Source organism: Pontibacter diazotrophicus, from assembly GCF_003367245.1.
Classification (GTDB): Bacteria; Bacteroidota; Bacteroidia; order Cytophagales; family Hymenobacteraceae; genus Pontibacter; species Pontibacter diazotrophicus.
Map to the genome: position 1 here is coordinate 46376 of NZ_QRGR01000012.1, position 25609 is coordinate 71984.

General features: G+C 47.6%; 27 protein-coding genes. 18 read left to right on the forward strand and 9 right to left on the reverse strand.

All coding sequences use genetic code 11. The annotated features are described in order from the left end of the window. Window positions 1-73: 73 nt before the first annotated feature. Window positions 74-997: a universal stress protein gene (locus DXT99_RS12435; protein WP_115565884.1), complete on the reverse strand. Its 924-nt coding sequence runs from the start codon at window positions 995-997 to the stop codon at window positions 74-76. A gap of 147 nt (window positions 998-1144) precedes the next feature. On the opposite strand from DXT99_RS12435, the gene mbhE reads away from it, so the two are divergent. The 7 genes from mbhE to mnhG (DXT99_RS12470) are packed head-to-tail and all read left to right on the forward strand — an operon-like array spanning window position 1145 to window position 7115. Continuing rightward, window positions 1145-3472, forward strand: coding sequence for a hydrogen gas-evolving membrane-bound hydrogenase subunit E (mbhE, locus tag DXT99_RS12440; protein WP_115565885.1), 2328 nt, complete (start codon window positions 1145-1147; stop codon window positions 3470-3472). Next, complete coding sequence (locus DXT99_RS27035) at window positions 3469-4020, forward strand: MnhB domain-containing protein (protein ID WP_181885117.1); 552 nt, start codon at window positions 3469-3471, stop codon at window positions 4018-4020. Before mbhE ends, DXT99_RS27035 begins: the two co-directional genes overlap by 4 nt. Before the next feature lie 4 nt (window positions 4021-4024). Continuing rightward, a complete protein-coding gene (locus DXT99_RS12450) occupies window positions 4025-4390 on the forward strand; it encodes an NADH-quinone oxidoreductase subunit K (RefSeq protein ID WP_115565886.1) in 366 nt (121 codons plus the stop codon). Between the two features lie 5 nt (window positions 4391-4395). Beyond that, the gene (locus tag DXT99_RS12455; protein ID WP_115565887.1) at window positions 4396-5907 is read left to right on the forward strand and encodes a proton-conducting transporter transmembrane domain-containing protein; all 1512 of its coding nucleotides are present in this window, start codon (window positions 4396-4398) and stop codon (window positions 5905-5907) included. A gap of 15 nt (window positions 5908-5922) precedes the next feature. Continuing rightward, a complete protein-coding gene (locus DXT99_RS12460; protein WP_115565888.1) occupies window positions 5923-6417 on the forward strand; it encodes a Na+/H+ antiporter subunit E in 495 nt (164 codons plus the stop codon). Beyond that, window positions 6414-6677: a monovalent cation/H+ antiporter complex subunit F gene (locus DXT99_RS12465; RefSeq protein ID WP_115565889.1), complete on the forward strand. Its 264-nt coding sequence runs from the start codon at window positions 6414-6416 to the stop codon at window positions 6675-6677. Before DXT99_RS12460 ends, DXT99_RS12465 begins: the two co-directional genes overlap by 4 nt. Before the next feature lie 6 nt (window positions 6678-6683). Further along, on the forward strand, window positions 6684-7115 hold the full coding sequence (gene mnhG / locus DXT99_RS12470; protein WP_115565890.1) for a monovalent cation/H(+) antiporter subunit G: 432 nt from the start codon (window positions 6684-6686) through the stop codon (window positions 7113-7115). 105 nt (window positions 7116-7220) lie between these two features. Here the strand turns inward: mnhG (DXT99_RS12470) and DXT99_RS27040 are convergent, their stop codons facing one another. Beyond that, a complete protein-coding gene (locus tag DXT99_RS27040; protein WP_181885118.1) occupies window positions 7221-7391 on the reverse strand; it encodes a hypothetical protein in 171 nt (56 codons plus the stop codon). 396 nt (window positions 7392-7787) lie between these two features. Here DXT99_RS27040 and DXT99_RS12475 point away from each other — a divergent pair, with 396 nt between their 5' ends. The 7 genes from DXT99_RS12475 (at window position 7788) to mnhG (DXT99_RS12510) (ending at window position 14048) form a co-directional block, all read left to right on the forward strand. Next, window positions 7788-10109, forward strand: a complete 2322-nt coding sequence (locus DXT99_RS12475) for a putative monovalent cation/H+ antiporter subunit A (RefSeq protein ID WP_115565891.1) — start codon at window positions 7788-7790, stop codon at window positions 10107-10109. Then, entirely contained in the window at window positions 10106-10648 is a 543-nt protein-coding gene (locus DXT99_RS12480) for an MnhB domain-containing protein (protein ID WP_115565892.1), read from the forward strand. The genes DXT99_RS12475 and DXT99_RS12480 overlap by 4 nt, the downstream gene beginning before the upstream one ends. A gap of 2 nt (window positions 10649-10650) precedes the next feature. Further along, the gene (locus DXT99_RS12485) at window positions 10651-11001 is read left to right on the forward strand and encodes an NADH-quinone oxidoreductase subunit K (protein WP_115565893.1); all 351 of its coding nucleotides are present in this window, start codon (window positions 10651-10653) and stop codon (window positions 10999-11001) included. Between the two features lie 177 nt (window positions 11002-11178). Then, window positions 11179-12741, forward strand: a complete 1563-nt coding sequence (locus DXT99_RS12495) for a proton-conducting transporter transmembrane domain-containing protein (RefSeq protein ID WP_246000689.1) — start codon at window positions 11179-11181, stop codon at window positions 12739-12741. A 73-nt stretch (window positions 12742-12814) separates the two neighbouring features. Further along, the gene (locus tag DXT99_RS12500; RefSeq protein ID WP_115565896.1) at window positions 12815-13312 is read left to right on the forward strand and encodes a Na+/H+ antiporter subunit E; all 498 of its coding nucleotides are present in this window, start codon (window positions 12815-12817) and stop codon (window positions 13310-13312) included. 29 nt (window positions 13313-13341) lie between these two features. Next, window positions 13342-13578, forward strand: coding sequence for a monovalent cation/H+ antiporter complex subunit F (locus DXT99_RS12505; protein WP_246000701.1), 237 nt, complete (start codon window positions 13342-13344; stop codon window positions 13576-13578). After that, window positions 13575-14048, forward strand: coding sequence for a monovalent cation/H(+) antiporter subunit G (gene mnhG, locus DXT99_RS12510; RefSeq protein WP_246000703.1), 474 nt, complete (start codon window positions 13575-13577; stop codon window positions 14046-14048). The genes DXT99_RS12505 and mnhG (DXT99_RS12510) overlap by 4 nt, the downstream gene beginning before the upstream one ends. Here mnhG (DXT99_RS12510) and DXT99_RS12515 read toward each other — a convergent pair. Continuing rightward, window positions 13984-14835: a metallophosphoesterase gene (locus DXT99_RS12515; protein WP_115565898.1), complete on the reverse strand. Its 852-nt coding sequence runs from the start codon at window positions 14833-14835 to the stop codon at window positions 13984-13986. The genes mnhG (DXT99_RS12510) and DXT99_RS12515 overlap by 65 nt on opposite strands. 354 nt (window positions 14836-15189) lie before the next feature. Here DXT99_RS12515 and DXT99_RS12520 point away from each other — a divergent pair, with 354 nt between their 5' ends. Continuing rightward, window positions 15190-16968: a chloride channel protein gene (locus tag DXT99_RS12520; protein ID WP_115565899.1), complete on the forward strand. Its 1779-nt coding sequence runs from the start codon at window positions 15190-15192 to the stop codon at window positions 16966-16968. A 147-nt stretch (window positions 16969-17115) separates the two neighbouring features. Here DXT99_RS12520 and DXT99_RS12525 read toward each other — a convergent pair whose 3' ends face one another. Further along, window positions 17116-18777, reverse strand: a complete 1662-nt coding sequence (locus tag DXT99_RS12525; RefSeq protein ID WP_147294212.1) for a hypothetical protein — start codon at window positions 18775-18777, stop codon at window positions 17116-17118. Window positions 18778-18918: 141 nt separating this feature from the next. Between DXT99_RS12525 and DXT99_RS12530 the strand changes: the two genes are divergently transcribed. From DXT99_RS12530 to DXT99_RS12540, 3 genes are read left to right on the forward strand one after another with little or no spacing between them, the layout of a single operon-like run. Further along, window positions 18919-19479 (forward strand): TetR/AcrR family transcriptional regulator, encoded by a 561-nt coding sequence (locus tag DXT99_RS12530; RefSeq protein WP_115565901.1) that lies wholly within the window; start codon window positions 18919-18921, stop codon window positions 19477-19479. 12 nt (window positions 19480-19491) lie between these two features. After that, window positions 19492-20358, forward strand: a complete 867-nt coding sequence (locus tag DXT99_RS12535; protein ID WP_115565902.1) for an alpha/beta fold hydrolase — start codon at window positions 19492-19494, stop codon at window positions 20356-20358. Between the two features lie 56 nt (window positions 20359-20414). Continuing rightward, on the forward strand, window positions 20415-21005 hold the full coding sequence (locus DXT99_RS12540) for a hypothetical protein (protein WP_115565903.1): 591 nt from the start codon (window positions 20415-20417) through the stop codon (window positions 21003-21005). A 67-nt stretch (window positions 21006-21072) separates the two neighbouring features. On the opposite strand, the gene hisIE is transcribed toward DXT99_RS12540, so the two are convergent. The 5 genes from hisIE to mgtE all read right to left on the reverse strand — a co-directional run bounded on the left by hisIE (window position 21073) and on the right by mgtE (window position 25512). Beyond that, window positions 21073-21681 carry a bifunctional phosphoribosyl-AMP cyclohydrolase/phosphoribosyl-ATP diphosphatase HisIE gene (hisIE, locus tag DXT99_RS12545; protein WP_115565904.1) on the reverse strand — a complete coding sequence of 203 codons (609 nt, stop codon included), beginning with the start codon at window positions 21679-21681 and terminating at the stop codon, window positions 21073-21075. Window positions 21682-21772: 91 nt separating this feature from the next. Then, a complete protein-coding gene (gene hisF, locus DXT99_RS12550) occupies window positions 21773-22531 on the reverse strand; it encodes an imidazole glycerol phosphate synthase subunit HisF (protein ID WP_115565905.1) in 759 nt (252 codons plus the stop codon). Further along, window positions 22525-23247, reverse strand: coding sequence for a 1-(5-phosphoribosyl)-5-[(5-phosphoribosylamino)methylideneamino]imidazole-4-carboxamide isomerase (gene hisA, locus DXT99_RS12555; RefSeq protein WP_115565906.1), 723 nt, complete (start codon window positions 23245-23247; stop codon window positions 22525-22527). The genes hisF and hisA overlap by 7 nt, the downstream gene beginning before the upstream one ends. After that, a complete protein-coding gene (gene hisH / locus DXT99_RS12560) occupies window positions 23244-23825 on the reverse strand; it encodes an imidazole glycerol phosphate synthase subunit HisH (RefSeq protein ID WP_115565907.1) in 582 nt (193 codons plus the stop codon). Before hisH ends, hisA begins: the two co-directional genes overlap by 4 nt. A gap of 331 nt (window positions 23826-24156) precedes the next feature. After that, the gene (gene mgtE, locus DXT99_RS12565; protein ID WP_181885119.1) at window positions 24157-25512 is read right to left on the reverse strand and encodes a magnesium transporter; all 1356 of its coding nucleotides are present in this window, start codon (window positions 25510-25512) and stop codon (window positions 24157-24159) included. Window positions 25513-25609: the final 97 nt, after the last annotated feature.

Genomic DNA, 25609 nt, shown 5'->3' on the forward strand with positions numbered 1-25609 from the left:
TGTTTTACTAATCCTAATAACATCTAAAGGGGAAATTTCCATACCGGCCGAAGATGCCCCTTAGGCAGCCAGTTTATTCGTTGCTGAGCAGGGCATCGAGGAAGCCCATTTCCTCTTTTGGCTTTCTGAAAATCGTAAGCGGGATATCAGTGTCATAACGCAGTACTTTTTCTGTTACACTGCCCAGGATAAACAAGGCAGCCGCTGTTTTCCCTTTTGCCCCTATCACCAGCATATCGGCATGCGCCCGCTTGGCTTCCATCACAATGAGTTCACCAATATTGTCCTCGTTGTCGCGGCGCACCATCTTAAATTCTCCCCGTTTTTGAAGCGCAGGGAATTGTTGTATAAGTTGGTTGTATTTTTCCTGTGCAAAGCCCCGCATACGCTCCTCAAATTTCTCAAAGCTCTCACCCAGGGTAATGTAGCCGCTTGGCACCTCATACACATGCAGGCAAACCACTTGTATATCAGGTGGAAGTAAGGTGGTATGCAGCACCCGCTCCAGGGCCATGATGCTATACTCAGAGAAGTCGATGCTTACGACTACCCGGCGCAGCACCGGTTCAGAAGTCTCCGGAATAAAGAGTACAGCCGTCCGGCCGCTGCGGACAAGCTTCTGCGCCAGCACACCGCTACCACTCAGACGCAGCTTGCGGCCCACCAGCACCAGGTTGGCTTTCTTCTCTTTGGTCCAACGCAGAAGTTCTTTCAGCGGAGAGCCCTCCTCTACCAGCACCGAAATTTGCACATTTGGCAGAGCTGCGAAGTAAGGCATTATTTTATCTTCAAGGGCCTTCCGAATCCGTACATCAGCCGGGGCTGCTTCGGGGAACCCCTTTCGCAGTTCATCCGGAATCTCCAGGCTTTTCTCTACATGTATAAAATAGACGCTTTCAATATTGGGGTTATTGCATAGATAGGCTGTATAGCGGATAAGTGTGTCGTCCATCGGGGTCATATCGAGCCCAACCATCAGTATATTAGGGTTTTCCATAGTATAAGGTTACTAATCTGTTGCTGTGTAGTTTCATTAATTACCTGCTGCTATTATTTCTTTATGAAACTAAATGTGCGTAAGCAGGTAAGTACAGTTTATCTCATACGGTAGATTCAAATTAAATTTACAAACCCTACTTAATAAATGATATTCATCATAATTGCCGGGTTAATCATCGCTTTCTTAGCACCCTTACTGCATCGCCTGCTAGGCAAGTTCATCGCAGTTCCTATGGTGCTGTTACCCTTAGGCATGTTTGCCTACTTCTGCACCTTCATTTCACCCGTACTGGCGGGCCAACCTGTCTTGCAGGAACATAGTTGGGTTCCTGCCCTGGGAGTAAACTTCCAGTTTCTACTGGATGGCCTGGGCTTGTTTTTCGCCTTACTGATTACCAGCTTTGGTGTGCTTGTAATGGGCTATGCCGGGTCATACCTGAAGGGAGATGAACAACTAGGGAGATTTTACCTTTACCTGACCCTGTTTATGACGGCGATGATCGGGGTCGTGATCTCCAACAACATACTGGGCCTGCTTGTTTTCTGGGAGCTGACCAGCATCAGTTCTTACCTGCTGATCAGTTACAAGCATAAGTACGAAGTGGCAAGGGCATCTGCTTTACAGGCTTTGCTGATCACGAATGGAGGTGGTCTTTGCCTGATGGCCGGCTTGATCCTGCTAGGTATAGCAGGGGATTCTTATGCCATAACGGAGTTAGTGCAGCTACGGCCGGAGTTGCTTGCGCATGATTTTTACCTTCCGGTCGTGCTGCTTATCATGCTAGGCGCATTCACCAAATCAGCTCAATTCCCGTTTCATGTCTGGCTGCCCAATGCCATGGCGGCTCCCACACCGGTTAGTGCTTACCTGCACTCTGCTACGATGGTAAAAGCCGGTGTATACCTGCTGGCGCGCTTCACTCCTATGCTGGGCGGCACCGAGGTATGGAACTATACCATTATGGCAGTAGGCGCCACTACGGCAGTGGTAGGCGCTTTCCTGGCCTTGCAGCAACTCGACCTGAAAGCCATTCTGGCCTATACCACCATCAGCGCCCTGGGCAGCCTGGTCACCTTAATTGGTATCGGCTCTACATTTGCCTTAGAGGCCATGATGGTCTTTCTGCTTGCGCACGCCCTTTACAAAGGTGCCCTGTTCATGATAGCCGGTACTGTTGACCACGCGACCGGCACCCGCGATACAACTAAACTGCACCTGCTGGGCAGGCGAATGCCGATGCTTGCCGCTGCCGCTGTGCTATCGTCGCTGTCTATGGCAGGCATTATTCCATTCTTCGGGTTTATTGGCAAAGAATTGCTCTATGAGGGTGCCTTTGAAGCCCCATCCTATGCCATGCCGCTTACAATCGGCATTGTGTTTTCAGGAATTGCTTTTGTGGCCGTGGCGATGCGCCTGGGGTATGGCATCTTTTTCCGGAAGTCAGCTCATGAAGCGACAGCTATCGGGCATGCACCAGAACCCGGTTTATGGCTTCCTCCCCTCCTGCTGGGTATTGCCGGCCTGGTCTTCGGGCTGCTCCCAAACCTAACCGTTACGCCTATCTTAAATGCAGCCGGTGTCTCTATAGCCGGTGCTGAGGCAGGGCAGCTGGAACTGGCGCTCTGGCACGGATTCAACCCAATTCTGCTCTTAACCATACTTACCATTCTCCTGGGAATTGTCGCTTACGTCTTCACCAATGTATTTACTACCTGGCCGGTGCACCTGGAAAGGCTCTATAACATTGGGCCGGGGCAACTCTATTATTTCTTCAAACGCATTTCAGCACGTGGTGCCAAAGGGTTAACTGGCTCTGTGCAGTCCGGTTATCTGCGGTACTATGTTGCTACGATCATCATCACTTTTATATTTCTGGTGATCGGGGCTATCTTGCAGGAGAACCTCTATGCCGTTATTACACGCGACACCTGGATTAAAGCCTTCAGTGAAATCAGGATATATGAATATATTCTGCTTATTCTTATGGTGCCAGCGACTATTTACGTGAGCCAAACAAACTCCAGGTTAATTGCAATCACCACCATGAGTTTGATCGGTTACGCCATTGCGCTGGCTTACATCTTCTTTGGTGCTCCGGACCTGGCGGCAACGCAGTTTCTGATAGAGACACTAACGGCCGTGCTTTTTGTGTTGGTGCTGCACAAATTGCCTACCCTCAGAACAATCAAAACATATAGGGCGAACCTGGCATCTATTACTTTATCGACGGTTTTTGGTGCCACTATGGCATATGTCATGGTCATGGTCCGGCAGTTTCCGCTGGATTCAGAACTGAAAGCGTATTACGGGGAAGCCAGTTGGTTAGAAGCCAAAGGAAGAAACATTGTAAACGTGATCCTGGTAGATTTCAGGGCTTTCGATACCTTGGGAGAAATTACGGTTTTAGCTGTTGCAGCCCTCGGTATTTTCTCCCTGCTCAATCTATATCCAGAGAAAGGAGACCAGCTATGAAAACCATCATACTTGCAGCAGCGCTTCGGCTGTTTTTCCCGCTGTTCATATTTTTCTCTTTTTATATACTCATCAGGGGGCACAACCACCCGGGCGGTGGATTTATAGGCGGCCTCATTTTAGTTATCCCATTCATCTTTCATGTGCTCATACACGGGGCAAAAGAGACGCAGGAGAAGCTTTTTCTGAAGCGCGTTTATTCCCTCAGGCGAAAAGAGCAGGAATCTGATCTGGGGTATAGTATCCGCAACATCGGATACCGGTTACGGGGATTAATCCCCTGGTATTCCCGGCAAGACAAAGACAGGGTGCTTGTGAAACAGTATGTCATCGAACCGCTTCATATCATACCCGTCGGTTTGTCGCTGTCTCTTATCGCCGGAATCCTCCCTTTATTCTTAGGAGAGGCTTTTCTGACAGGAGTCTGGGCAAAGGCAGCATTGCCCCTTATAGGCAAAATAGGTACTACTCTTCTTTTTGATATCGGGGTTTACATCCTGGTTTCTGCGGTGGTACTTAAAATCACAATGGAAATGTCCAAAAGTTAACACCATGGATTTAATTTTTACAATTGCAGTAGGCCTGCTTTTCGCGGCCTCTTTATACATGATCTTACACCGGCACCTCTTTAAACTGATTGTGGGCCTGATGGTATTCGGCCTGGCCAGTAACCTCTATGTATTTGCTATTGGCAGGCTGACGCGAGAGCAAAGCGCCATTATTCCCGGCGATGCCGATGTAGCCTTCGAACCTTTTGCAGATCCTGTGCCTCAGGCACTGATCTTAACAGCAATCGTGATCGGGTTCGGGCTGCAGGCTTTTGCCATTGTGTTAGTGAAGCGCCTCTACCAGGTATCAGATTCAGAAGACATAGACGAGCTCAAAAATACAGATAAAATTGATTCAACAGAAAAATAAACCAAATGCAGTTACAAGATAACCTGCTATTACTTCTACCCATGCTGGTGCCATTCATTGGTGCTGTTCTATGTATCTTCTGTTGGCGGGCGATTGTCATCCAGAAGATAATCGCGCTACTAACGCAAATAGGCCTGACGGGGTGTTCCATCTGGCTGCTACAGCATGTAGTGCAGCAGGGCATAGCGACTATACAGATAGGTGGCTGGCCTGCACCCTTTGGAATTACCATCATAGCCGACCTCTTCAGTTGCCTGCTGCTCACAGCTGGTGCGTTGGCAGGCCTGGCCGTCATCATCTATTCATTTTATGATTTAGATAAACCCCGCATCCGTTTTGGCTACTACCCTGTTGTAATGATCATGCAAATGGGCATAGGTGGCACCTTACTGACAGGTGATTTATTCAACCTGTATGTCTGGTTTGAGATTCTCTTGATTTGCGCTTTTGTACTGATCACGATTGGGGGCACAAAGCAGCAATTGGAAGGTGCCTTAAAGTATGTGACCATCAACCTGATTGCCTCGGGGCTTTTGCTGGTAGGTATTGGTACCATCTATGGGATGGTTGGCTCCCTTAATATGGCCCAGATAGCCGTTCAGGCGCAGAACCTGCCGCATATGCAAGGGCTATTTGTCGTGGCTAGTATGTTCTTTATTGTGAGTGTGGGAATAAAGGCAGCTGTTTTCCCTTTGTTTTTTTGGCTTCCTGCCTCCTATCATACGCCTCCCATAGCTATTTCAGCTATCATCGCAGGCCTTCTCACCAAGGTGGGGCTATATGTACTGGTCAGGCTGTTTACGCTTATCTTTAAAGTTGAGCCGGGATTCACGACAGATGTACTCCTGGTAATGGCTGGCTTAACAATGGTGGTAGGGGTTCTGGGGGCTGCTTCTCAGAATGACTATAGAAAAGTATTGTCCTTTAGTATTGTGAGCCAGATCGGGTACATGCTCATGGGGCTTGCTATTTTCACACCTCTGGCCATTGCAGGCTCTGTTTATTTCATCATGCACAATATGTTAGTAAAAACGAACCTGTTTCTGGTAGGTGGTGCTGTAGCGCAGGAACAGGGTTCTTTTAACTTCAGGTACCTGGGAGGTGTATACAAGAAGCGTCCGCTTCTGGCGATTATATTTTTCATTTCGGCTATGTCATTGGCTGGCATTCCGCCTTTCTCTGGCTTCTGGGGTAAATTTATGCTGGCCAAAGCAGGCTTTGAAAGTGGCTTTTACACCATTGCTGGCATCTCCCTTGGAGCCGGGGTTATCACCATCATTTACCTCACAAAGATATGGAACCAGGTTTTTCTGAAGGATAAGTCAAAGGACATTCCAGTAAACCTACTACACAAACAGCCATTCAAAAAGATGCTGCAGCTGCCTATGCTGCTGTTGTTAACTGTTATTCTGGCACTCGGTATTTTCGCAGAACCCTTTATTCACCTGACCATGCAGGCTGCCGAAGAACTGCTTCATAGCGAAATATACATTAACGCCGTATTAAAAGAGAACTAAGGACAGGAAAGCGCCATGAAAACATTCATTATTCATTTTATAATTGCCGCCTTTGTCGTGAACTGGATATTGGTGCAGCAGGAGTGGCTTGAGTTTACTGCCGCTATGAGTATTCTTATCTTTCTCGCCGTTTTTTCACTATTATGGCTGAGTGCTTTATTGTATGACAAGCGCTATTTCATTAAGATACCGAAGGTGGTCAGCTTGCTCTTTTTCTTCCTGAAAGAGCTCTTTATGGCAAACCTGAAAATTGCCTATGATATCATGACGCCTCGTTATTTTATGAATCCTGCCATAGTGGCCTTACCGCTCCAGGCTTCTACTGATTTTGAAATAAGTTTGCTCTCCAACATGATCACCCTTACCCCAGGCTCCCTGGGTGTAGATATTTCAGAAGATCGCTCGGTGCTTTATGTACACCTGCTGTATGCTGACGAGGGTAACGCAGAAAAACTGAAGCAGGAACTGAAAAACGGATTTGAACGAAGAATATTAGAAATAACCCGATGAACATATTTGAAAACACACTTCTGATAGCCTTTTTTGTTTTAGGAATTTGCCTGCTTCTGGCGGCTATCCGGTTTGCCATGGGGCCAAGCCTGCTCGATCGTATCACTGCTTTCGATTTGATTGTGGCGAACGTGATCGGCATTATTGTGATTTACAGCAAACTGACAGTAGATGCCGAATTGATCGATGTCGCCTTAATTTTATCGCTATTTGGGTTTTTAGGGTCGATTTCCTTTACCTACTACATGTTAAGAAGATAACAGCCGATGAATATAGATTTGCATTTTGTTAAGGAAATTATCAGTAGTGTGCTTATTCTGATGGGCGTGTTTTTTATGCTGGTGGCCGCTATCGGGCTGTTGCGGCTCCCGGACTTTTACACGCGTATGTCGGCCATCACCAAAGGGGCTACGCTGGGGATGGGCTTAATCGTTTTGGGGATTGGCGTCTATTTCAACGATCCTGAAATGATGTTTAAAATCCTGGCGATTCTTTTCTTTACCATCATCACTTCACCTGTAGCAGCTCATGCCATTACGCGCACTGCCATCCACAAAAAAGTTACCTTCTGGAAAAAAACAAATCTCGAGGAGTTTGAGGAGTACTTGCGTGAGAACAGGCTGAAAGAGTATGCCGGCCAGAAAAAATACCCGAAGGAACCGCACAATAGCATCAAACGTGCTGATGATACTGAATAAACGGTCGTGCCGGATCAGCATAGTTTTTAATAGCATTCACCGAAGTAATCTCATTGCCAGGGTAAGATAAGGCTGTCAGGCTACCCCAAAAAACGCAACCGGAATCTATGTTAAGGGTGTTGTTGCGCCAAACAGGCTCATCTCCGACCGGGAATTCATGCTTATCTCCAGTGTGCTGGTGGACCTCACAGCCGGGATGGCTGCGCGTGAAGACGACAGGAGCAGAATGTAATGTGATGCCGTAACCTTTTCTGCCGCGTTATGCAGGTTGAACATGCATACTCCTGTTGCCTCCGTCTCTTTTATATCAATACAGGATTAACTTATTTTATAGTGGCGATGGACATAAAGCCGTCCTTGATACAGTTGCTCCAGTAACTGAAAACTGATTTTGCGGATCATGCTCCACGGCAATTTCCCCTACCCGCGGCGCTTTGTTTCCATCCGGGTTGCTTTCCTTTACAGCAATATAAGTGTATCATCCATAGGTGTGAGATCCAGGCCGATGAGCAATCTTTTCAGTGTGTTCATGATAGGTGGGTGGTTGTTTTTCTTTGAATAAGTAATAAATACGTTAAGCTAACTTCAACAGCCTGTAACTTAATAAGCGCAGGCAGGTAAGTATCTTATCATACGGTTTATGCTAAAATATATAGATTAAGTAAAACTTTCATGCTCTACACCCTCCTCGCCGGCTTATTGGTTGCCTTTGCTGCGCCGCTTCTCTACAACTGGCTGGGCAGGTATACTGTTTTTCCGCTGGCGCTGCTGCCCCTGTGCCTCTTTCTTTACTTCTGTGCGCAGGTGCCGCAGGTGCTGGAAGGAGGCAGCATACTCCAGTCTGTTACCTGGGTGCCTGAATTGGGTATGAATCTCACTTTCCAGCTGGATGGGCTTAGTCTGCTGTTTGCGCTGCTGATCTCCTTTTTCGGCTTCCTGGTTGTGATTTACGCCTACGGCTACTTGGGTAAGCATCCGCTGCTGGGGCGCTTTTATATGTACCTCACGCTGTTCATGACGTCCATGCTGGGGGTGGTGATGGCAGACAATATCTTTTGCCTGTTCCTATTCTGGGAACTCACCAGCATCAGCTCTTACCTGCTTATCGGCTTTAACCACGATCAGAAAGAGTCCCGCACCTCTGCCTGGCAGGCGTTGCTGGTGACAGGTGGCGGAGGACTGGCACTGATGGGAGGACTTATCCTGTTAAGCATTGCCAGCGGCAGCTATACCTTCAGCGGCATGATACTCAGTGGCAGCGGCGAAGTAGTAACGCATGCCTTATACCTGCCAGCGGTGCTGCTTGTCCTGCTCGGGTGTTTCACCAAATCGGCACAGTTCCCGTTTCATTTCTGGTTGCCGAATGCCATGGCAGCCCCCACTCCGGTAAGTGCGTACCTGCATTCTGCCACCATGGTAAAAGCTGGCATTTACTTACTGGCCCGGCTCTCTCCGGTTTTAGGAGGCACAGAGCTCTGGATGACCGCTCTTCTTGTGGTAGGCGGCACAACCGCTGTGGCAGGCGCATTAATGGCCCTACAGCAAACAGATCTGAAAGCCATACTGGCCTATACCACCATCAGTGCCCTAGGGCTACTGGTGATGATGCTGGGCATCGGATCCGTGCTTGCAATTGAAGCGATGCTGGTATTTCTGCTGGCGCACGCCTTGTATAAAGGCACCTTGTTTTTAGTGGCCGGCGCAGTGGATCACAGCACCGGTACACGCCAGGTAAGTGAACTGAGGGGCTTAGGCAGGAACATGACATACACGGGTATAGCGGCCACTCTGGCAGCTTTGTCCATGGCAGGTGTTATTTCCTTCTTCGGTTTTGTCGGGAAGGAGCTGCTTTACGAGGCATCGCTGGAAAGCAAAGTCTTTAACTGGTTTATTTTAGGGGTGAACATACTGGCCGGGATTACTTTTGTAGCTGTGGCCACACTCATGAGTTACAGGTTGTTCTGGGCAAAAACCTGCCATCCTACTGCCTTACTACATCATGCTTCTCCAAATTTATACCTCCCTCCGCTGGTGTTGGGGCTGATAGGTTTGGTTTTCGGACTTATTGCCGGTCTGTTTCCGGCACCCCTTTTAGAACGTGCTGCAGTCAGCATCCTGCCCAGGCAGCACGTGCACTTCGAGCTGGCGCTGTGGCACGGTTTCACGCCCGTGTTCGGCCTGAGCATGCTGACGCTCTTGCTGGGTTACCTGCTGTACCGGTACCTGCCGGGGCTTTACAAAACAACCCCCAGACTGCAAAAGCTATACCGCTACGGACCTGACAGTTTGTACCAAGCAGGCTTCGAAGGATTTCTGAAAGAGGCGAAACAATTTATTAATACCCTGCAAAACGGGTACCTCCGCAACTACATCATTTATATTGTCCTCTTTTTCTGCGGGCTGATGCTCTTTGTCTTGTGGAGAGATGCCCCCCACGTAAATCTTTTGGGTAGAGCAGATATTTGGCAGGAACTCCAGCTATACGAAGTCATACTATTTGTGCTGGTAGTGGCGGCCCTGCTCTATATACTGGGTACCCGCTCCCGCCTCACTTCTATCGTGGTCATGGGCTTGGTGGGTTATTCCGCAGCCTTGGTTTACATTCTTTACGGAGCCCCGGATGTGGCCGCCACCCAGTTACTGATAGAAACGCTCACTGTCGTGATTTTTGTGCTCCTGCTGCACAAACTACCTGCTTTCTGGTACCTGTCGCACCAGTTCCGGAAATATAAATTCATTGCCATCTCCATCCTTTTTGGTGCTGTAATGACTTATACACTGCTGTTAGTGCAGGAACATGCTGTGGAATCAGAACTGAAGGAATTTTACGGCGAGGCCAGCTACCTGCAGGCGCATGGCAGGAATGTGGTGAATGTGATACTGGTCGACTTCCGGGGCCTGGATACACTAGGAGAGATAACGGTGCTGGCAGTGGCGGCCCTGGGGATATTTGCCTTGCTGCGCCTGAAACCGGAGAAAGGAGGTAAGCCTTGAGGACCATTATTTTTTCCACAGCCATCCGCCTGCTCACGCCCGTGTTCCTGCTTTTCTCGGTATACATCCTCTTCAGGGGGCATAACCATCCCGGGGGCGGTTTCATAGGCGGGCTAATTGGTTCTATCGCGTTTGTGTTTCATGTGCTGGCACACGGGGCGAATGCCACCGCCCGGGTCTTCTTCAGCCTGACACTTTACCATTACCCGCGCCAGGCCGGGCATAGCCGCACCCGCTATTTCATGCAAATTATGAACGCCAACTTAAGGGGCCGGCGCAAAGGCTATAAGGAAAACCGGTGGAATTATATATTTGTGCGGGTAAGGCCGGTATATATCATAGCCTTTGGGTTACTGCTGGCTGTTACCAGCGGCACTATCGGCTTGCTGGCGGGCCAGCCTTATATGGCTGCTTTCTGGATGGATGTGCACCTCCCGGTGCTGGGTTCGCTGGGAACACCGCTGCTCTTTGACGCGGGTGTTTATTTGCTGGTATTGGGCATGGTGCTCAAAATGATCTTTACAATGTCTAAAGAATAAATATGGAGGTTCTGTTACCCTTTCTCATCGGCACTTTGTTCTCGGTCAGCCTATATTTTATTTTGCACCGCCACCTGTTCAAGCTTATCCTTGGCCTTATTCTTTTCGGGCTGGCAACTAACCTGTTCCTGTTTGTTGTAGGCGGCATTTCAACCGGAGATGTAGCCATTATTCCGCTGGATAAGGAAGTAGCGGAAGATCCTTTCCCCGATCCGGTGCCACAGGCCCTCCTGCTCACAGCCATTGTGATCGGATTCGGCCTGCAGGCGTTTGCCATTGTTCTTATCCGAAGGGTGTACGAAACCCTTAAGTCGAACAACCTCGATGACCTGAAAACCACCGATAAAACCTGAATCCTTCATAAACCCATTTTCAGAGCATGTTTAAATTTCATTTTTGCAAGCGAAAATTGTTCAGAAAGGGTTCTGGCGAAGCGTTTTTTGAGCAGCATAGCAGCGCTATGGTGCGAGAAAAAGGTGAAGACAGGTTCCTTTATGAGCGGTTTGCAGCGCAAAACATGAATTTTAAACATGCTCTCAGAGTCTTTGATTCTGGCAACAGCAACAGATCAGCCACGCATGAACCCTAGCCTGCTCCTTTTACTACCCTTACTTCTGCCGCTCTATGGAGCAGTGTTCTGCCTGCTGTTCTGGCAGCGGGTCAGGGCACAGGTATTCATAGCGGCAACGGCACAATTGGGGTGGTTTGTATCGGCGGGCCTGCTGCTTTACGAGGTGTCACAAACTGGCTTCCTGACGACGCAGATCGGAAGATGGCCTGCTCCTTTTGGAATAACACTTGTAGCCGATCTTTTTAGTGCCCTCATCTTAGCGAGTGCCTCCATTGTTGGCATCGCGGTTTTCCTGTTCTCGCTACAGGGCCTGGACAGCATGCGCAAGAAATACGGCTACTTTCCACTGCTGTTGTTCCTGCAGTTGGGTGTGAGCGGTGTCTGCCTGACGGGTGATATCTTTAACCTGTATGTATGGTTTGAGGTGCTGCTGATTTGCTGCTTTGCCCTCCTGGCATTGGGCGGCACAAGGGCTCAATTGGAAGGCACACTGAAGTATGTCACCATAAACTTTTTCGCCTCAGGAATTCTGCTGACAGGTGTAGGAGTGGTGTATTCCCTCTACGGCTCGCTTAATATGGCAGAGCTGGCCCAGGTTGTTCGTCAGCCAGACCACCCCAACCTGCCATTGCTCACCCTTTGCAGTGTTTTCTTCCTGACCGGGTTTGGAATAAAGTCTGCTATTTTCCCGCTTTTTTTCTGGCTACCGGCCTCCTATCACACCCCCCCGATTGCTATTTCTGCCTTTATTGCAGGCCTCATCTCGAAAATAGGTATTTATTCTTTAATTCGGCTTTTCACGCTGATCTTTATACCAGACGCCGCTTTTATGCAGCCTCTGTTGCTGGTATTGTCTGCCCTCACCATGGTAATTGGTGTGATAGGTGCTGCCGCCCAGAAAGATTTCAGGAAAATCCTCTCCTTCCACATTATCAGCCAGATTGGGTATATGCTGATGGGTTTGGCTATTTTCACGCCCTTGGCCCTGGCAGGCAGCATTTATTTCATTATCCATAACATACTCGTTAAAACGAACCTGTTTCTGGTGAGCGGCGTGGTGGCACAGCAACATCATACCTTCTCTTTAAAAAAGCTGGGAGGCCTTTATCTGAAACAGCCGTTCCTGGCCCTCCTGTTTTTCTTGTCGGCACTGGCCTTGGCAGGCATCCCCCCGCTGTCTGGCTTCTGGGGAAAATTCATGTTGGCGATGGGCGGTTTTGAAGCTGGTAACTACGGCATTGTGGCTGTCTCGCTCTGCGTCAGCCTAGTCACGCTTTTTTCAATGACAAAGATCTGGAATGAAGTATTCTGGAAAGCCAAGCCACCCAAATCCAGTAAGCCTGCAGTTGCAAAAGCAGTAAGCATACGCCACCCGATGCTCCTGTACGCACCCCTAGTGTTGCTCCTCGTGTTTATACTGCTAATCAGCCTGTATGCACAGCCTGTCATAGCACTGGCACAGAGAGCAGCCAACCAATTACTATACACCAATAGTTACATAGAAGCCGTACTTAAGAAGTAAGCATGGAGGCGAAATTCAGGGGAGCTTCCCCTGGTGGGCAAGGCAGCTTTCAGTCCGGACATAACGTACACATATGCGGGTATTTTTCTTTCACAGTATTCTGACCTTTGTGGTTGTTTTTCTTTTTCTTCGGCAGGGTTTGGCCCCGCTGCCTTATAATGCGGCAACAGCTTCACTGGCTTTTCTGCTGTTGTTCATCCTGCTCTGGTTGACCACGTGGTTCTATCGGCGCACTTATTTCCGGAAGCTGCCGAAGGCCGTTAATTTCATCTTTTTTTTCCTGAAGGAAATGCTATTGGCTAACATGAAAATAGCCTTCGATATTTTAACACCGCGCTATTACATGAATCCAACCGTGATTGCATACCCCCTGCGTTTAAAAACAAATTTTGAGATTATGCTGCTGGCCAATATGATTACGCTTACCCCCGGAACGCTGAGTCTTGATATAAGCAAGAACAGAAAGATACTTTATATCCATGCCCTGTATGTGAAAGACAATAACACGGAGACCCTGAAGCAGGAAATAAAGAATGGCTTTGAACGAAGAATACTAGAGCTGACAACATGAGCATTTTTCAGACAACACTAACAATTTCGATGGTTGTCCTTAGCTTTTGCCTGCTGCTGACAGCTGTACGGTTTGCTATCGGCCCCACCTTGCCAGACCGAATCACGGCCTTCGACCTGATCGTAGCCGACGTGATCGGTATCATTGCTATCTACACCGAGTTTACAGGTAATGAGGATCTCATTGACGTCGCGATTATCCTCTCCCTGTTCGGGTTTCTGGGCTCCATTTCATTTGCCTATTATCTCATGAAAATCACTAAATGACCATGCTTGAAAACATAGACTGGATCCTGGTAAAGGATATCATCAGCTGCGTATTTATCCTGTCCGGGGTTTTTTTCATACTAGTGGCTACGATTGGGTTGCTCCGCCTGCCTGATTTTTACATCCGGATGTCTGCCATCACAAAAGGAAGCACCCTTGGCCTGGGACTCATTTTGTTCGGGCTCGGCATATACTTTAACCAGCCAAGTATGCTGCTCAAAGTACTGGCCGTTATCACGTTCACGCTCATCACGGCCCCTGTGGCGGCGCATGTTATAGGCCGTACGGCAGTGCAGAATAAAATTCCTTTTTGGGAATATACAAACCTGAAGGAATTTAAGAAGTATTTGCACAGGGAACACCTTGAAGAGGTAGTGAACTATGACAAATATGAGGAGCAGGTGCTCAAGAAGAAGAAAAAGGAGAAGAAGGAGAAGAAGGCTGCTGCTCGTGAGAAGTTTGGTGAATAAAGGGCCTTACAGAGTGCGCATACTGCCTGAATGACTCTACAGCGGTAAGCTCATGGTCAGGATAAGTTAAGGCGGTAAGGCTTCCTCCAAAGACACAGCCTGTGTCAATGTTGATGGTATTGTTACGCCAGATGGGTTCATGTACGGGAGTATGTCCGTATACCACAATTGCTTTACCACAATAGGTAGCGGCCCAATCTAAACGTACAGGCAGGCCGCGCTCATCCTGTGCACCGCTGGTAGGGCCATACAGGCACAAAGCCCGGACTCCCTTTGAATTCCGGCCATGCAGGCGTTCTTCCAGTCCGGCATGTGCAATAACCAGCCGCCCCTGGTCTAAAATGATGTGATGCGGGAGTTTACCCAAAAAGACTTTAACCCGCTCATGAAACGCAGCATCATAGCGCTCCATCTGCGCGACAGTTAACTCCAGGCCATGCCGCACCTGCACATTGTGGCCCAGTAGTTGGCGGTATAGCTTATTATCGTGGTTGCCACTCACACAGTAGGCTTGCCCTGCCTCCACCATATCCATAACCAGACGGAGCACCTCCGGGGAATTGGGTCCACGGTCTACCAGGTCGCCAACAAACAAAGCCTTAAAATTTTCAGGCGGCTTTACCCTGTATTGCTGCTGTTCGTCATTGAAGTGGATGTTATAATGCAGTCGCTGCAACAGCGCGAGCAATTCTTCAAAACAGCCGTGCACATCGCCGATTATATGAAAAGGGCCATGTTCATCCGTAAGAATGAGAAAATCATTATCGTGCTCTGCCTGTTTCGCCATTTTTTTAAGAGTGCTTATCTAAATCTTTCCATACCTAGATAGCAATACAACCTATTTATAACAGTAAAAAGTGCCAGTAGGTTATGGAGATCAGCTTTTTTTTGTGAGCGCATCGCAAAACAACTAAAGAGAGGCTCCCCAACTATGTATATGCAGCCCCAGGCGATGTATCCAGAATTGGATATCCGTTAGATTCTTTATGCAGTGCTTTCATCTCCTTAAGCCTCCTCTGAAGGTAAATTCCTTTTTTCCAGCCATCAAAATAAAAATTTATACTTGCATAAGGTTCTTGTTAGCCTTTGTTCTTCCTAATTTTACTTATCTAAAACAACTCCTTCAGGAAGTGCACCTGCAATGCCTCATTACAAGAAATTAAAAATCCCTCTCCTTTGGCTACGGCGCCATACCTCCGACCGTGAGTTTATGCTTATTTCCAGTGTACTTGTTGGTTTTACAGCCGGAATGGCTGCAGTTGCCCTAAAATCACTGGTGCATTATATCCATGTATTACTGGCTTATGGAAACCGCCTGTTAGACCAGCCTTACTGGCTAGTTATTTTCCCAATTATTGGTATCCTGCTCACAGTGTTGCTGGTGCGCACGCTTTTTAACGGCACAATCGGGCGTGGAACAGCGAATGTGTTATTTAACATCTCGCAGAAATCAAGTATGATGGAGCGGCATAAAATGTTTTCGCATGTGCTCACGAGCGGGATAACGGCCGGATTTGGTGGCTCAGCAGGTCTGGAGTCTCCCATTGTTGTAACGGGTTCTGCCATCGGCTCCAATTACGGCAGGGAATATCACCTGAACTACCGCGACCGTACTTTGTTGTTAGCGAGTGGCGCGGCGGCCGGCATTGCAGCGGTATTTAATGCGCCCATAGCTGGTGTTCTTTTTGCCATTGAAGTGCTGCTGACAGATATCAGTATCGCTGCTTTTATTCCGCTTATTATTTCGGCAGTGGTCGGCGCACTCTGTTCCAGAATAATACTGCAGGAAGAAATTCTCTTCAATATCGGACAAATCGAGTTTTTTGCCGCCAACCATGTGCCTTTCTATGTGCTGCTGGGTATACTGGCCGGTATAATATCGGTATACTATACCCGCATGGCGCTGCGTGTGGAGGAGCTGTTTGAATTGTACCAGGGCAAAGCCTATACCCGTGCCATCATCGGGGGCATGTTACTGGGGCTGCTGATTATGCTGTTCCCGCCCTTGTTCGGGGAAGGCTACGGCAGCATCACCCTACTCGAACAGAACAATGCGGAAAAATTGTTGCAGGACAGCTGGCTTGCCTTTTTCGGCACGAACGAGTGGCTGGTGCTTTGTTTTGTGGGGGCACTGGCACTGGTAAAAGTTTTTGCCACGACTATCACTATCGCTTCCGGCGGAAATGGAGGCAATTTTGCCCCCTCTATGTTTGTGGGGGCCTCCACAGGTTTTTTCTTCTCACGGCTTGTCAACCTCCTCAACATTAGCAGCCTGCCCGTCAGCAGTTTTTCGATGGTGGGCATGGCCGGAATTCTTAGTGGCGTGATGCATGCCCCCCTCACCGCTGTCTTTCTCATAGCCGAAATCACCGGGGGCTACACGCTCATGATACCCCTGATGATAGTGGCAGCCACGTCTTTTGCCCTAGTTAAATACTTCGAGCCTTACTCACTGGACACCAAAAAGCTGGCGCAGAAAGGACAGCTGCTGACGCACAACAAGGACCGCACGATTCTGCATATCATGAAAATCCGCCACCTGATAGAGACGGAATTTCAGCCTGTTTCGCCGGATGCCATGCTGGGCGAATTGGTACAGGTCATCGCTGATTCCCGCCGCAACTTATTCCCGGTAGTGAATGCGGAGCAGAAGCTGGAAGGCATCATTCTACTGGAAAATGTACGCGAAATCATGTTCAAATCAGAAAAGTATGACGTGGTTAAGGTAAAGGAACTTATGATTAAACCTCCTGCCGTGGTGCAATACGATGATAATATGGCGGATGTGATGAAGAAGTTTGACGAATCAGGGGCCTGGAACCTGCCTGTTCTGCTGGATGAAAAATACATCGGTTTTGTGTCTAAATCCAGCATCTTCACCAAATACAGAAAGCTCCTGATTAAGACCACGAATGTCTGAAAGTTTTCTTTTTCAGTGAAGCAGCATGCAAAGAATAGAAGCTAAACCACTTGAATAAACAAAACCTATCTTTCGCTAATGCTATAGCTGCATAAGTGAAAGATAGGTTCCTACTATGAAAAGTATTTTAATCTTTCTGCAGCTATTTTACATAATTGTGGCAATAGACTTAAAGCCATCCATAAGGCATTTCGCCCAAAAATTGAAAATAGAGTTTTCGTCTTCGTGCGCTACATCTACCTCTGCCACGCGCGGTTGCTCCCCTTCACTCCCCGGATTGCTTTCCTTCACAGCTACCCAGTTTGCCAGCTCCGAGAGTATTTCTTTTCCCAGGGATTGGTCTCCACCTGTTCCTTTAGACAGGAGTTCTATCTCAAAGTTGCTGTAGATAAGTCTGAATGTACCTGTTGCCTGCTCATTTGTTAGCTCTAAATCAACGCTCCCCCTGCTTATTTGCCCGCTTTCAATCCGTATAAAAGCAGTAGGCGCTACCATAGGGTTCAGTATTTTGGGATCTGTTGAAGCTACCTCACCAACTAAGGTATGATAGCCATTCTCCTCTAATAGCGGCATCCGCGAGGTTATATTAGCCCTGGTTTTACCCATAACTAAACCATTGGCCTGCACCACAGCAGGATTCTCCATTGATATATGTTCTGGCATATTACTGAAATTAGAAACAGTTATCTCCAGATTTTCCAAAGTGAAAAGACCGCGCTCTGCTGCCTCCGGCACAATGGTTTCGTATTTGATAAAACCACTTGTCAGTTCAACAGTGTCCACCAGGAACTTTACCTGCACGTTCTGCACTATTTCATGCGGAAAAGGCCTTTTGTACTTATTTTCAAAGTTCTTCTTGTCTTTGAAAATATCAAGAGACGGCTCCTGGATAAGCAGATGCCGCGCAATCAGGTTGCTGTTGCGGGAATGCTCTGGAAAATCTATCCCGGTTAATGCGATCAGGGGTATATCTGACTCCATATACGCCGTAGCCTCTCCTTTCGCCTCTGCCATGCTGGTGGGGTCTGTGGTTGGGTTTAGACTTACCTGCTTTGCCTGGAGCATGCTACTATCCGTATTCATCACTATAGAATCCGCTGTTAGCCTGTACAGTTTATCAGAAGTGAAAAAAGCTGCCTGTTCAGCATTAAATATGACGCGCGCTGCATAATAGGCTCTGTCCTGCGCCTGGAATGACTGACTATCCAGTCTTATATCATCCACGGTGAGGTTAAATTGCTGTATAGAAAATATCGTTGATGCTGTATCCGTATCATCCCGATAGCTGACTTTCCCACTACCAAGGTCTATTTGTCCTATCTGAAGCCCTTTTATTCTATCAGGCACCGATGCGTGCAGCGGTTCCTCCTGCGAGGTGGTGTCCTTTCGCATCATCGTCACCAGCATTTCAGGATTTTCTATTATAAATTCATCCAGTTGCGGATCACTACCAAACAGCACTGCCAGGTAGTTGAGTCCATTCAGCGCTATTTCCCTGGACTGAAGATCCATCAGCGTTGGCGATACATCCTTATACTGGCTGTTCAGTTGCTGCCAGCGCTCATAATCGGGTGTCAAAGAAAGACTGTCTACTGACAGATTACCTATAAAAGGTGAAAGCTGCAGTCCGTGAAGTTGAAGTTCATAAACACCGTCAGACTGCTCCGCCACCATTCGCTCCAGCTTGTTTTCCAGCCAAATCGTTAGAAAAAACAAACCCACAAAAAGGAATAAAGCTATCCCAAAAGTCCATGCCCCTATTTTCAGCCAGCGTTTGACCTTGTTGTTTTCGTCATCGTTATATCTCACAATCAAATATTTTAAATTTCAATTGTAACTACGGATGTATGCAAATACATTTTAATGTTTAAGCAATTTATTTATGAATATAAAAATTGTGAAACTGATTGAGAACGAGTATATTTATTGAACAAACGTTCATTCATAAAAATGAAGAAGACAGAGGAGAAGCGGGAAAAAAGCAAAAAAATATTGGTGGAGACAGCACTCAGCCTCTTTTCAGAAAATGGATACGAAGCTACTTCCATTCGTCAGATAGCTTCAGAAGCTGGTGTATCTTTAGGGCTGATGTACAATTACTTTAGTAGTAAAGAGGAACTACTGCTGGAAATATTCCGCCTTGGCTACAAAGACATCCAGCATTCTTTTGCCAAATCAGGTAAGCCAGAAGGCACATCAGCATTAAAGCAACATATCCTACAAACGGTCCAGCTTCTGAAAGAAAAGAAACATTTCTGGCGCCTGCTGCATAGCCTCCGGTTTCAGCGCAACATAATGGCACCTGTTGCACTGGAGGTACAAGAACAGATAAATTATGTGGAGGCACAGCTGAAAGATAATCTTATGGAGGCTGGTGTTCATGCACCGGACCTGGAAGCAAAACTTCTTTTTGCCTCCATTGATGGCATGGCCATGCATTACCTGCTGAACGAGAACTATCCTCTTGACGAAGTAGCGAACCAGTTGATTCAAAAATATACAACCCACTAAACAGATAAAACTATGAAATCCCCCAAATGGCTTGACCGTATTCTCTACCCGTTCCAGCACCATACCTTGCAACTAGAGGCGGGGCAAATGCATTATGTGGATGAAGGCAGTGGCGAGACCATTTTGTTCGTGCATGGAACACCCACCTGGTCATTTGTGTGGCGGCAGCAAATAAAAGCACTTAGCCGCAACTACCGCTGCGTTGCCCCGGACCACCTGGGTTTCGGCCTTTCTGATAAACCAGGTGATAGCTTTCCCTATACTCCTGAAGCACATGCAGATAACTTAGAAGCGCTGATAGAGCACCTGCAACTCCGGAATATCACCTTGGTAGTGCATGATTTTGGTGGTCCTATTGGGCTGCGTTATGCGCTGCGCCACCCTGAAAACGTGAAAAACCTGATTATACTGAATTCCTGGATGTGGAACCTGCAGGACGAAAAGCAGATAAACAAAATCAGCAAGTTCATGAGCGGAAGCATCGGCAGGTTCTTATACCTGCGCGGCGGATTTTCTGTGCGGATGTTACTTCCCAGAGGCTACCATCAGCGCAAGCATCTTACGAAAGATATTCAGAACCACTATCAGAAGCCGCTTACCTCCGCTTCTGACAGACTAGGCACCTGGAACTTTGCAAAGGCCTTACATGAGGCGAATTCTTATTTTGAAGCACTATGGGAACAGCGGGAGAAATTGAAAGGAATAAACAAGCTTATACTTTGGGGAGAGAAAGACGCGCTGCTACCCCTGCACTTCCTGGACAGATGGAAAGAAGCTTTTCCGGAAGCTAAAATTGTGAGATTAAAAGCGGGTCATTTTCTGCAGGAGGAAAACGGTGGTGAGGTAGCAGATGAAATAAAAAAGGTATTAGCTATATAAAATATTGGCACGAAAATAGAGATTGCGATTTAAATTAAAAGTTTAAATCTAATACCATGAAAAAGCTATTCTCATTCTCTCTGCTGTTGGTTTTCAGTTTCTTTTTCATGTCATGTGAGAAAGAAGAAACAGTCACTGTTCTACCTGAAACAGAAGCTAAAATGGACAGAAGCTTTGACTTTAATTCTGACGATATAGATGAGAAGGCAAGTTATACCCTTGACGCTGATGAGACCCAGCTGGTTCTGGAAAATAAAATACTGGAGGTAAGCTTTTCACCTGCTCGTCAGGATGGAAAAGATGCTATATTTTTCGAAATTTATGAAGCGGATTTAGCGAATGGATATGTTGGCAAATATAAAGTGCAGTCTTTGCCAGACCCAGCGTCAGGTCCGGCAAAAACTACCTATTATCACTACATGAACTCAGGTTCAGGCAGCGTCCTCCTGAGTGGTGGCAATACTATTGACGGGGAGTTCGAAATCACTTCCTTTGATTATGAAACACAGTTAGCCAGTGGCAAATTTACCGTTGTGATGAAAGATGTGACTGACCCTACCCGCTACAACGCTAACCTGGCTGATGCACGCAAATGTGACGTGACTGTAACAGGGGAGTTCACAAACCTGATACTAGTGAAGCCATAACAAAAAAACAACGTCAGGTTTACTTAGGCGTGTCGCTGTTTTTTTGTTTACTTTAGTTTTGCTTTTGTTACTTCTTATGCCGCTCCTGCAGCACCTCCACCACATCTTTTAGCTCCAAACCGGTTGCCGAAAGAAGCACCAGCAGGTGGTACAGTAAATCAGCTGCTTCGCCTTTCATGGTGTCTAACTTGCCTGCCACGGCATCAATTACCGTTTCAACAGCTTCCTCCCCTACTTTCTGGGCAATCTTATTCACGCCTTTTTCAAACAGGAAATTGGTATAAGAACCTTCTATCGGATTGGCTTTTCGTTGCTGTATAACCTCTTCAAGGTCAGCGATGAAACGGATAGCAGCAGCACGGTTAGAGGCAGCCTCCTCTCCGAAACAACTGGTGGAGCCGGTATGGCAGGTTGGGCCAGTTGGGTTAACCTTTATCAGCAGTGAGTCTGCATCACAGTCGCGGTTAATGCTCTTTACCTGCAGTGTATTGCCGGAGGTCTCTCCTTTTGTCCAGAGCCGGTTTTTTGAGCGCGAAAAAAAGGTAACCAGTCCCTCCTGCCGGGTCTTGTCCAGCGCCTCCTGGTTCATGTAGCCCAGCATCAGCACCTGGCCCGTCAGTTCATCCTGTATAACAGCTGGTACAAGACCGCCTGTTTTTTCAAAATCTAATTCCACCTATTTTGAGTTAAAAAGTTAGAAAGTTAGAGAGTTAGAGAGTGCAGCATAAGGATTGCGCTTTCTAACCCACTCACTTATTCAAAATTGATTATATACGAACATCCACGCCTTGCTCCTTCAGGTATTTCTTCAGGTCAGGCACTTCCAGTTCACGGAAATGGAACAGGCTGGCAGCCAGTGCCGCGTCAGCATGTGCCTGATGAAATACATCTGCAAAGTGTTCCATACTGCCTGCACCGCCCGAGGCAACTACAGGAACTGTAACGGATTTGGCTACAGCTCCTGTAATATCCAGGGCAAAGCCTGCTTTGGTGCCATCGTTGTTCATGCTGGTAAGCAGGATTTCGCCTGCCCCTAAATCTGTCACTCTTCGGGCCCAGTCTACGGTGGCATGTTCTGTTTCTACGGTACCGGCACGGGCGTAAACTTTCCACCCGGTGGCATCAGTATATTTGGTATCCACGGCCACGGTGACGCACTGGCTGCCGAAGCGTTTTGCTAAATCCTCCACCAGTTGCGGATTTCGTATGGCAGCTGAATTGATGGATACTTTATCCGCTCCTGCCTGCAACAACACCTCCACATCTGCCACTGCGCTGATACCGCCTCCTACTGTAAAAGGTATATCGATGTGGCGGGCAATGTCGCGTACGAGTTCAGCAAAAGTTTTGCGTTCCTCGTTTGTGGCCGTGATATCTAAAAATACAAGCTCGTCAGCGCCTTGTTCGGCATACCACTTCGCCAGTTCCACAGGGTCTCCTGCATCACGGATATTCTCAAAACGCACGCCCTTTACGGTACGTCCGTTCTTAATATCGAGGCAGGGTATAATGCGTTTTGTTAGCATATAAATCGCTCTAAGTCTTTTAACTGAATTGTACCCTCATAAATCGCTTTGCCTATGATGGCACCTTCCACGCCTATTTTCTGCAGCACTTCCAGGTCTTCTATCGTCGTGACGCCACCGCTTGCTATCAAACCTGCTTTCGGAAGCGTCGCCTTCAGTTCGCGGTAGGTATCGATAGAGGGGCCCTGCAATTTACCGTCCTTGCTTACATCGGTACAGATAAACAGTTTTGCTCCCGTCTCTATGTAACCAGAGATAAAATCCTGCAGCGCATAATCGCTTTCTTCTGTCCAGGCGCTGATGGCAATGTGCTGGCCTTTAAAATCAGCACCTATGATGATTTTGTCCGGGCCGTACTGTTGAAGCCAGCCTTTCACCGTTTCCGGCTCCCGCACCGCAATGCTTCCGGCCGTAATCTGTGAAGCTCCTGCATCAAATGCCTGTTGCACCGCCTCCGCTGACTGCAGGCCACCGCCGAAGTCGATGATTAACCCAGTATTTGCTGCGATTTTCTCCAGAACAGCTAGGTTCACTGGCTTTCGGGCTCTCGCACCGTCCAAATCAACTAGGTGCAAACGCTTGACGCCGTGCGCCTCGAAGCATTTGGCTACTTCCAACGGATTGCTGTCATAGGTTGTCTGCTGAGAAAAATCTCCTTCTGTCAGGCGAACGCACTGGCCGCCGATCAAATCTATGGCTGGTATAATTTCCATCATAAGGCTAAAAAATTCTTAATAATTTGTGAGCCGGCAGGCCCGCTTTTCTCGGGGTGGAATTGCGCGGCATAAAAGTTTTTATACTGCAAAGCAGCAGAAAAAGGCTCCGGGTAGTTGGCTTGGGCAATAGTAAAATCGCTGTTCGGCACATAGTAACTGTGCACAAAGTACATGTACTCCTGCTCTTTTAGCCCCTCAAACAACGGCGAAGCAAGGTTCTCCAACTGGTTCCAGCCCATGTGCGGCACCTTCAAATCTGTCTGGAAGCGCTTTACCTGCAACGGGATAATGCCCAGCAAATCAGTGTCGCCCTCCTCGGAATGCTCGCACAGCAATTGCATGCCCAGGCAAACCCCAAAAAAAGGCTGCTCTAGTGTTGGCAGAAGTTTGTCGAGGTTACGGGCTTTGAGCTGTGCCATGGCCGACGAAGCCTCTCCCACTCCCGGAAAGATTACTTTGTCAGCAGACTTGATGGTTTCGAAGTCAGCGCTCAGTGTTGCTTGAATGCCCAGCCGCTCCAGCGCAAACAGCACCGACTGAACGTTACCGGCTTTATAATCAACTATAACTAAGTTCATCTCTTTAGACGTAAGATATTAGATGTTAGACATAAGACTATTGTATACAGGCGACCGATTTCCAACTCAGTTATGGGACATATGCTAAGTTAAAGCACGAATCCTGTGTATTTCGTTAATCTTATAAATCCTGATTCAGACAAACAAAAAAGCCTGACCCATTTCGGAGTCAGGCTTTGGAAATATTGTTTATGTATTTAGCAAATCCAAAGGCAGAGGGCTCCGAAACGAGTGCTTCGTGCATGGTGATGATGAATATGTGCGCTGATGCCTGCCATTGTTACAAAGATAGAACTTGCCGTGTATAATGTATAGCCAATGCTCAAAAAATTTAAAGCAGAGTGCCTGTCAGTATTGCCGCGGCAATGGAGAAATAAATCACCAGACCGGTTACATCGACCAGTGTCGCCACAAAAGGGGCCGAAGAGGTGGCAGGGTCCAGGCGTAATAAGCGGAGCAGAAACGGTATCATAGAACCTGATATTGTTCCCCAAAGCACAATGCCTACCAGCGAGAGCCCTATTGTGATGCCTATCAAGTTTGCATATTCGCCATAGTCATAAAAGCCTGCCTGCTGCCACAGAATTATTCTAAGATATCCTACGGTGCCCAGTATCAAGCCTAGTAGCAAACCTGATAATACTTCTTTCCGCATGACGTACCACCAGTCCTTGATGCCAAGTTCCTTGATCGCCATAGCCCGCACAATCAACGTTGCTGCCTGTGAGCCGGAGTTACCGCCACTGGAAATAATCAATGGAATAAACAAGGCCAGCACCACCGCCTGTTCAATTTCGCCTTCGAAGAAGCCCATGGCCGAGGCTGTCAGCATCTCCCCCAGAAACAGGATGAGCAATACACTTGCCCGTTTTCTTACCAGCGTCATCAAGGGCGTTTCGGTATAAGACAGCTCCAGGGCCTCCAGGCCACCGAATTTCTGGATGTCCTCTGTATCCCGGCGCTCAATCTCATCGAAGATGTCATCAAATGTCACTATACCCACCAGCACACCATTTTCTGACACAACCGGCATAACTGCTCTGTCATACTTATCGAAGTGCTCAATGGCTTCTTCCCTGGTCATGGTGGTGGTGAGGCACACAAACTGGTAGTCCATTAATGACTCAATCGTTTGCTCTTCATCGGCCATCAGCAGTTTGCCTATTCGAATATCATCAATGAGTTTGTTTTCTTTGTCGATGACGTACAGGTGGTTCAGTGTCTCCGCTTTTTTGCCATAGCGTTTGATGTTGTTCATAGCCTGCCTGATGGTCCACCCTTTTTTGGCCTGTATATAGTATGGCGTCATGATGCGGGCAATGCTCTTTTCGGGGTAACCCAGCAGGTTCAGGGCAATGCTTTTCTCCTCATCCGACAGCAGGTTGATGGATTCCTTGATAAGCAGGTCCGGGAAATTCTCAAAGATTTCGGTCCGGTCGTCCGGAGCCATGTTCTCCAGCATATCGGCTGTGTCGCGGGAGCCTATCTCCTTCAGTATATCTTCCTGTATGTTGTGGTTGAAATAAGTAAAGACTTCTGCTTTGAGTGTACCGGGCAACAGCAAAAATGCTAAAACTCTTTCTTTGGCGCTTAATTCAGTAATGACTTCCGCAATGTCGTTGGGGTGCTTGTGTCGGAGGTCTTCAAAGTTTATATCAGTACGGAAACTGTCAAGTGCTTTAACCATTGTATTTTAATATAGTCATTCTTAAAGGCTTTACTATTCAGAAACGAAACAGTTGCTCTTTACGCCTCCAAAGCAAGAAACCACATACGAAGCAGAA

What these genes read in the sequence shown, in the direction of transcription:
- hisF (WP_115565905.1), bottom strand. Translation starts at nt 22,531, where the DNA reads ATGCTAACAAAACGCATTATACCCTGCCTCGATATTAAGAACGGACGT.
- DXT99_RS12500 (WP_115565896.1), top strand. Translation starts at nt 12,815, where the DNA reads ATGCGGGTATTTTTCTTTCACAGTATTCTGACCTTTGTGGTTGTTTTT.
- DXT99_RS12520 (WP_115565899.1), top strand. Translation starts at nt 15,190, where the DNA reads ATGCCTCATTACAAGAAATTAAAAATCCCTCTCCTTTGGCTACGGCGC.
- DXT99_RS27040 (WP_181885118.1), bottom strand. Translation starts at nt 7,391, where the DNA reads ATGTTCAACCTGCATAACGCGGCAGAAAAGGTTACGGCATCACATTAC.
- DXT99_RS12535 (WP_115565902.1), top strand. Translation starts at nt 19,492, where the DNA reads ATGAAATCCCCCAAATGGCTTGACCGTATTCTCTACCCGTTCCAGCAC.
- DXT99_RS12540 (WP_115565903.1), top strand. Translation starts at nt 20,415, where the DNA reads ATGAAAAAGCTATTCTCATTCTCTCTGCTGTTGGTTTTCAGTTTCTTT.
- DXT99_RS12450 (WP_115565886.1), top strand. Translation starts at nt 4,025, where the DNA reads ATGGATTTAATTTTTACAATTGCAGTAGGCCTGCTTTTCGCGGCCTCT.
- mgtE (WP_181885119.1), bottom strand. Translation starts at nt 25,512, where the DNA reads ATGGTTAAAGCACTTGACAGTTTCCGTACTGATATAAACTTTGAAGAC.
- hisH (WP_115565907.1), bottom strand. Translation starts at nt 23,825, where the DNA reads ATGAACTTAGTTATAGTTGATTATAAAGCCGGTAACGTTCAGTCGGTG.
- DXT99_RS12455 (WP_115565887.1), top strand. Translation starts at nt 4,396, where the DNA reads ATGCAGTTACAAGATAACCTGCTATTACTTCTACCCATGCTGGTGCCA.
- DXT99_RS12530 (WP_115565901.1), top strand. Translation starts at nt 18,919, where the DNA reads ATGAAGAAGACAGAGGAGAAGCGGGAAAAAAGCAAAAAAATATTGGTG.
- DXT99_RS12460 (WP_115565888.1), top strand. Translation starts at nt 5,923, where the DNA reads ATGAAAACATTCATTATTCATTTTATAATTGCCGCCTTTGTCGTGAAC.
- DXT99_RS12515 (WP_115565898.1), bottom strand. Translation starts at nt 14,835, where the DNA reads ATGGCGAAACAGGCAGAGCACGATAATGATTTTCTCATTCTTACGGAT.
- DXT99_RS12475 (WP_115565891.1), top strand. Translation starts at nt 7,788, where the DNA reads ATGCTCTACACCCTCCTCGCCGGCTTATTGGTTGCCTTTGCTGCGCCG.
- DXT99_RS12495 (WP_246000689.1), top strand. Translation starts at nt 11,179, where the DNA reads ATGCTCTCAGAGTCTTTGATTCTGGCAACAGCAACAGATCAGCCACGC.
- mnhG (WP_246000703.1), top strand. Translation starts at nt 13,575, where the DNA reads ATGACCATGCTTGAAAACATAGACTGGATCCTGGTAAAGGATATCATC.
- mnhG (WP_115565890.1), top strand. Translation starts at nt 6,684, where the DNA reads ATGAATATAGATTTGCATTTTGTTAAGGAAATTATCAGTAGTGTGCTT.
- mbhE (WP_115565885.1), top strand. Translation starts at nt 1,145, where the DNA reads ATGATATTCATCATAATTGCCGGGTTAATCATCGCTTTCTTAGCACCC.
- DXT99_RS12435 (WP_115565884.1), bottom strand. Translation starts at nt 997, where the DNA reads ATGGAAAACCCTAATATACTGATGGTTGGGCTCGATATGACCCCGATG.
- DXT99_RS12485 (WP_115565893.1), top strand. Translation starts at nt 10,651, where the DNA reads ATGGAGGTTCTGTTACCCTTTCTCATCGGCACTTTGTTCTCGGTCAGC.
- DXT99_RS27035 (WP_181885117.1), top strand. Translation starts at nt 3,469, where the DNA reads ATGAAAACCATCATACTTGCAGCAGCGCTTCGGCTGTTTTTCCCGCTG.
- hisA (WP_115565906.1), bottom strand. Translation starts at nt 23,247, where the DNA reads ATGATGGAAATTATACCAGCCATAGATTTGATCGGCGGCCAGTGCGTT.
- DXT99_RS12465 (WP_115565889.1), top strand. Translation starts at nt 6,414, where the DNA reads ATGAACATATTTGAAAACACACTTCTGATAGCCTTTTTTGTTTTAGGA.
- DXT99_RS12505 (WP_246000701.1), top strand. Translation starts at nt 13,342, where the DNA reads ATGGTTGTCCTTAGCTTTTGCCTGCTGCTGACAGCTGTACGGTTTGCT.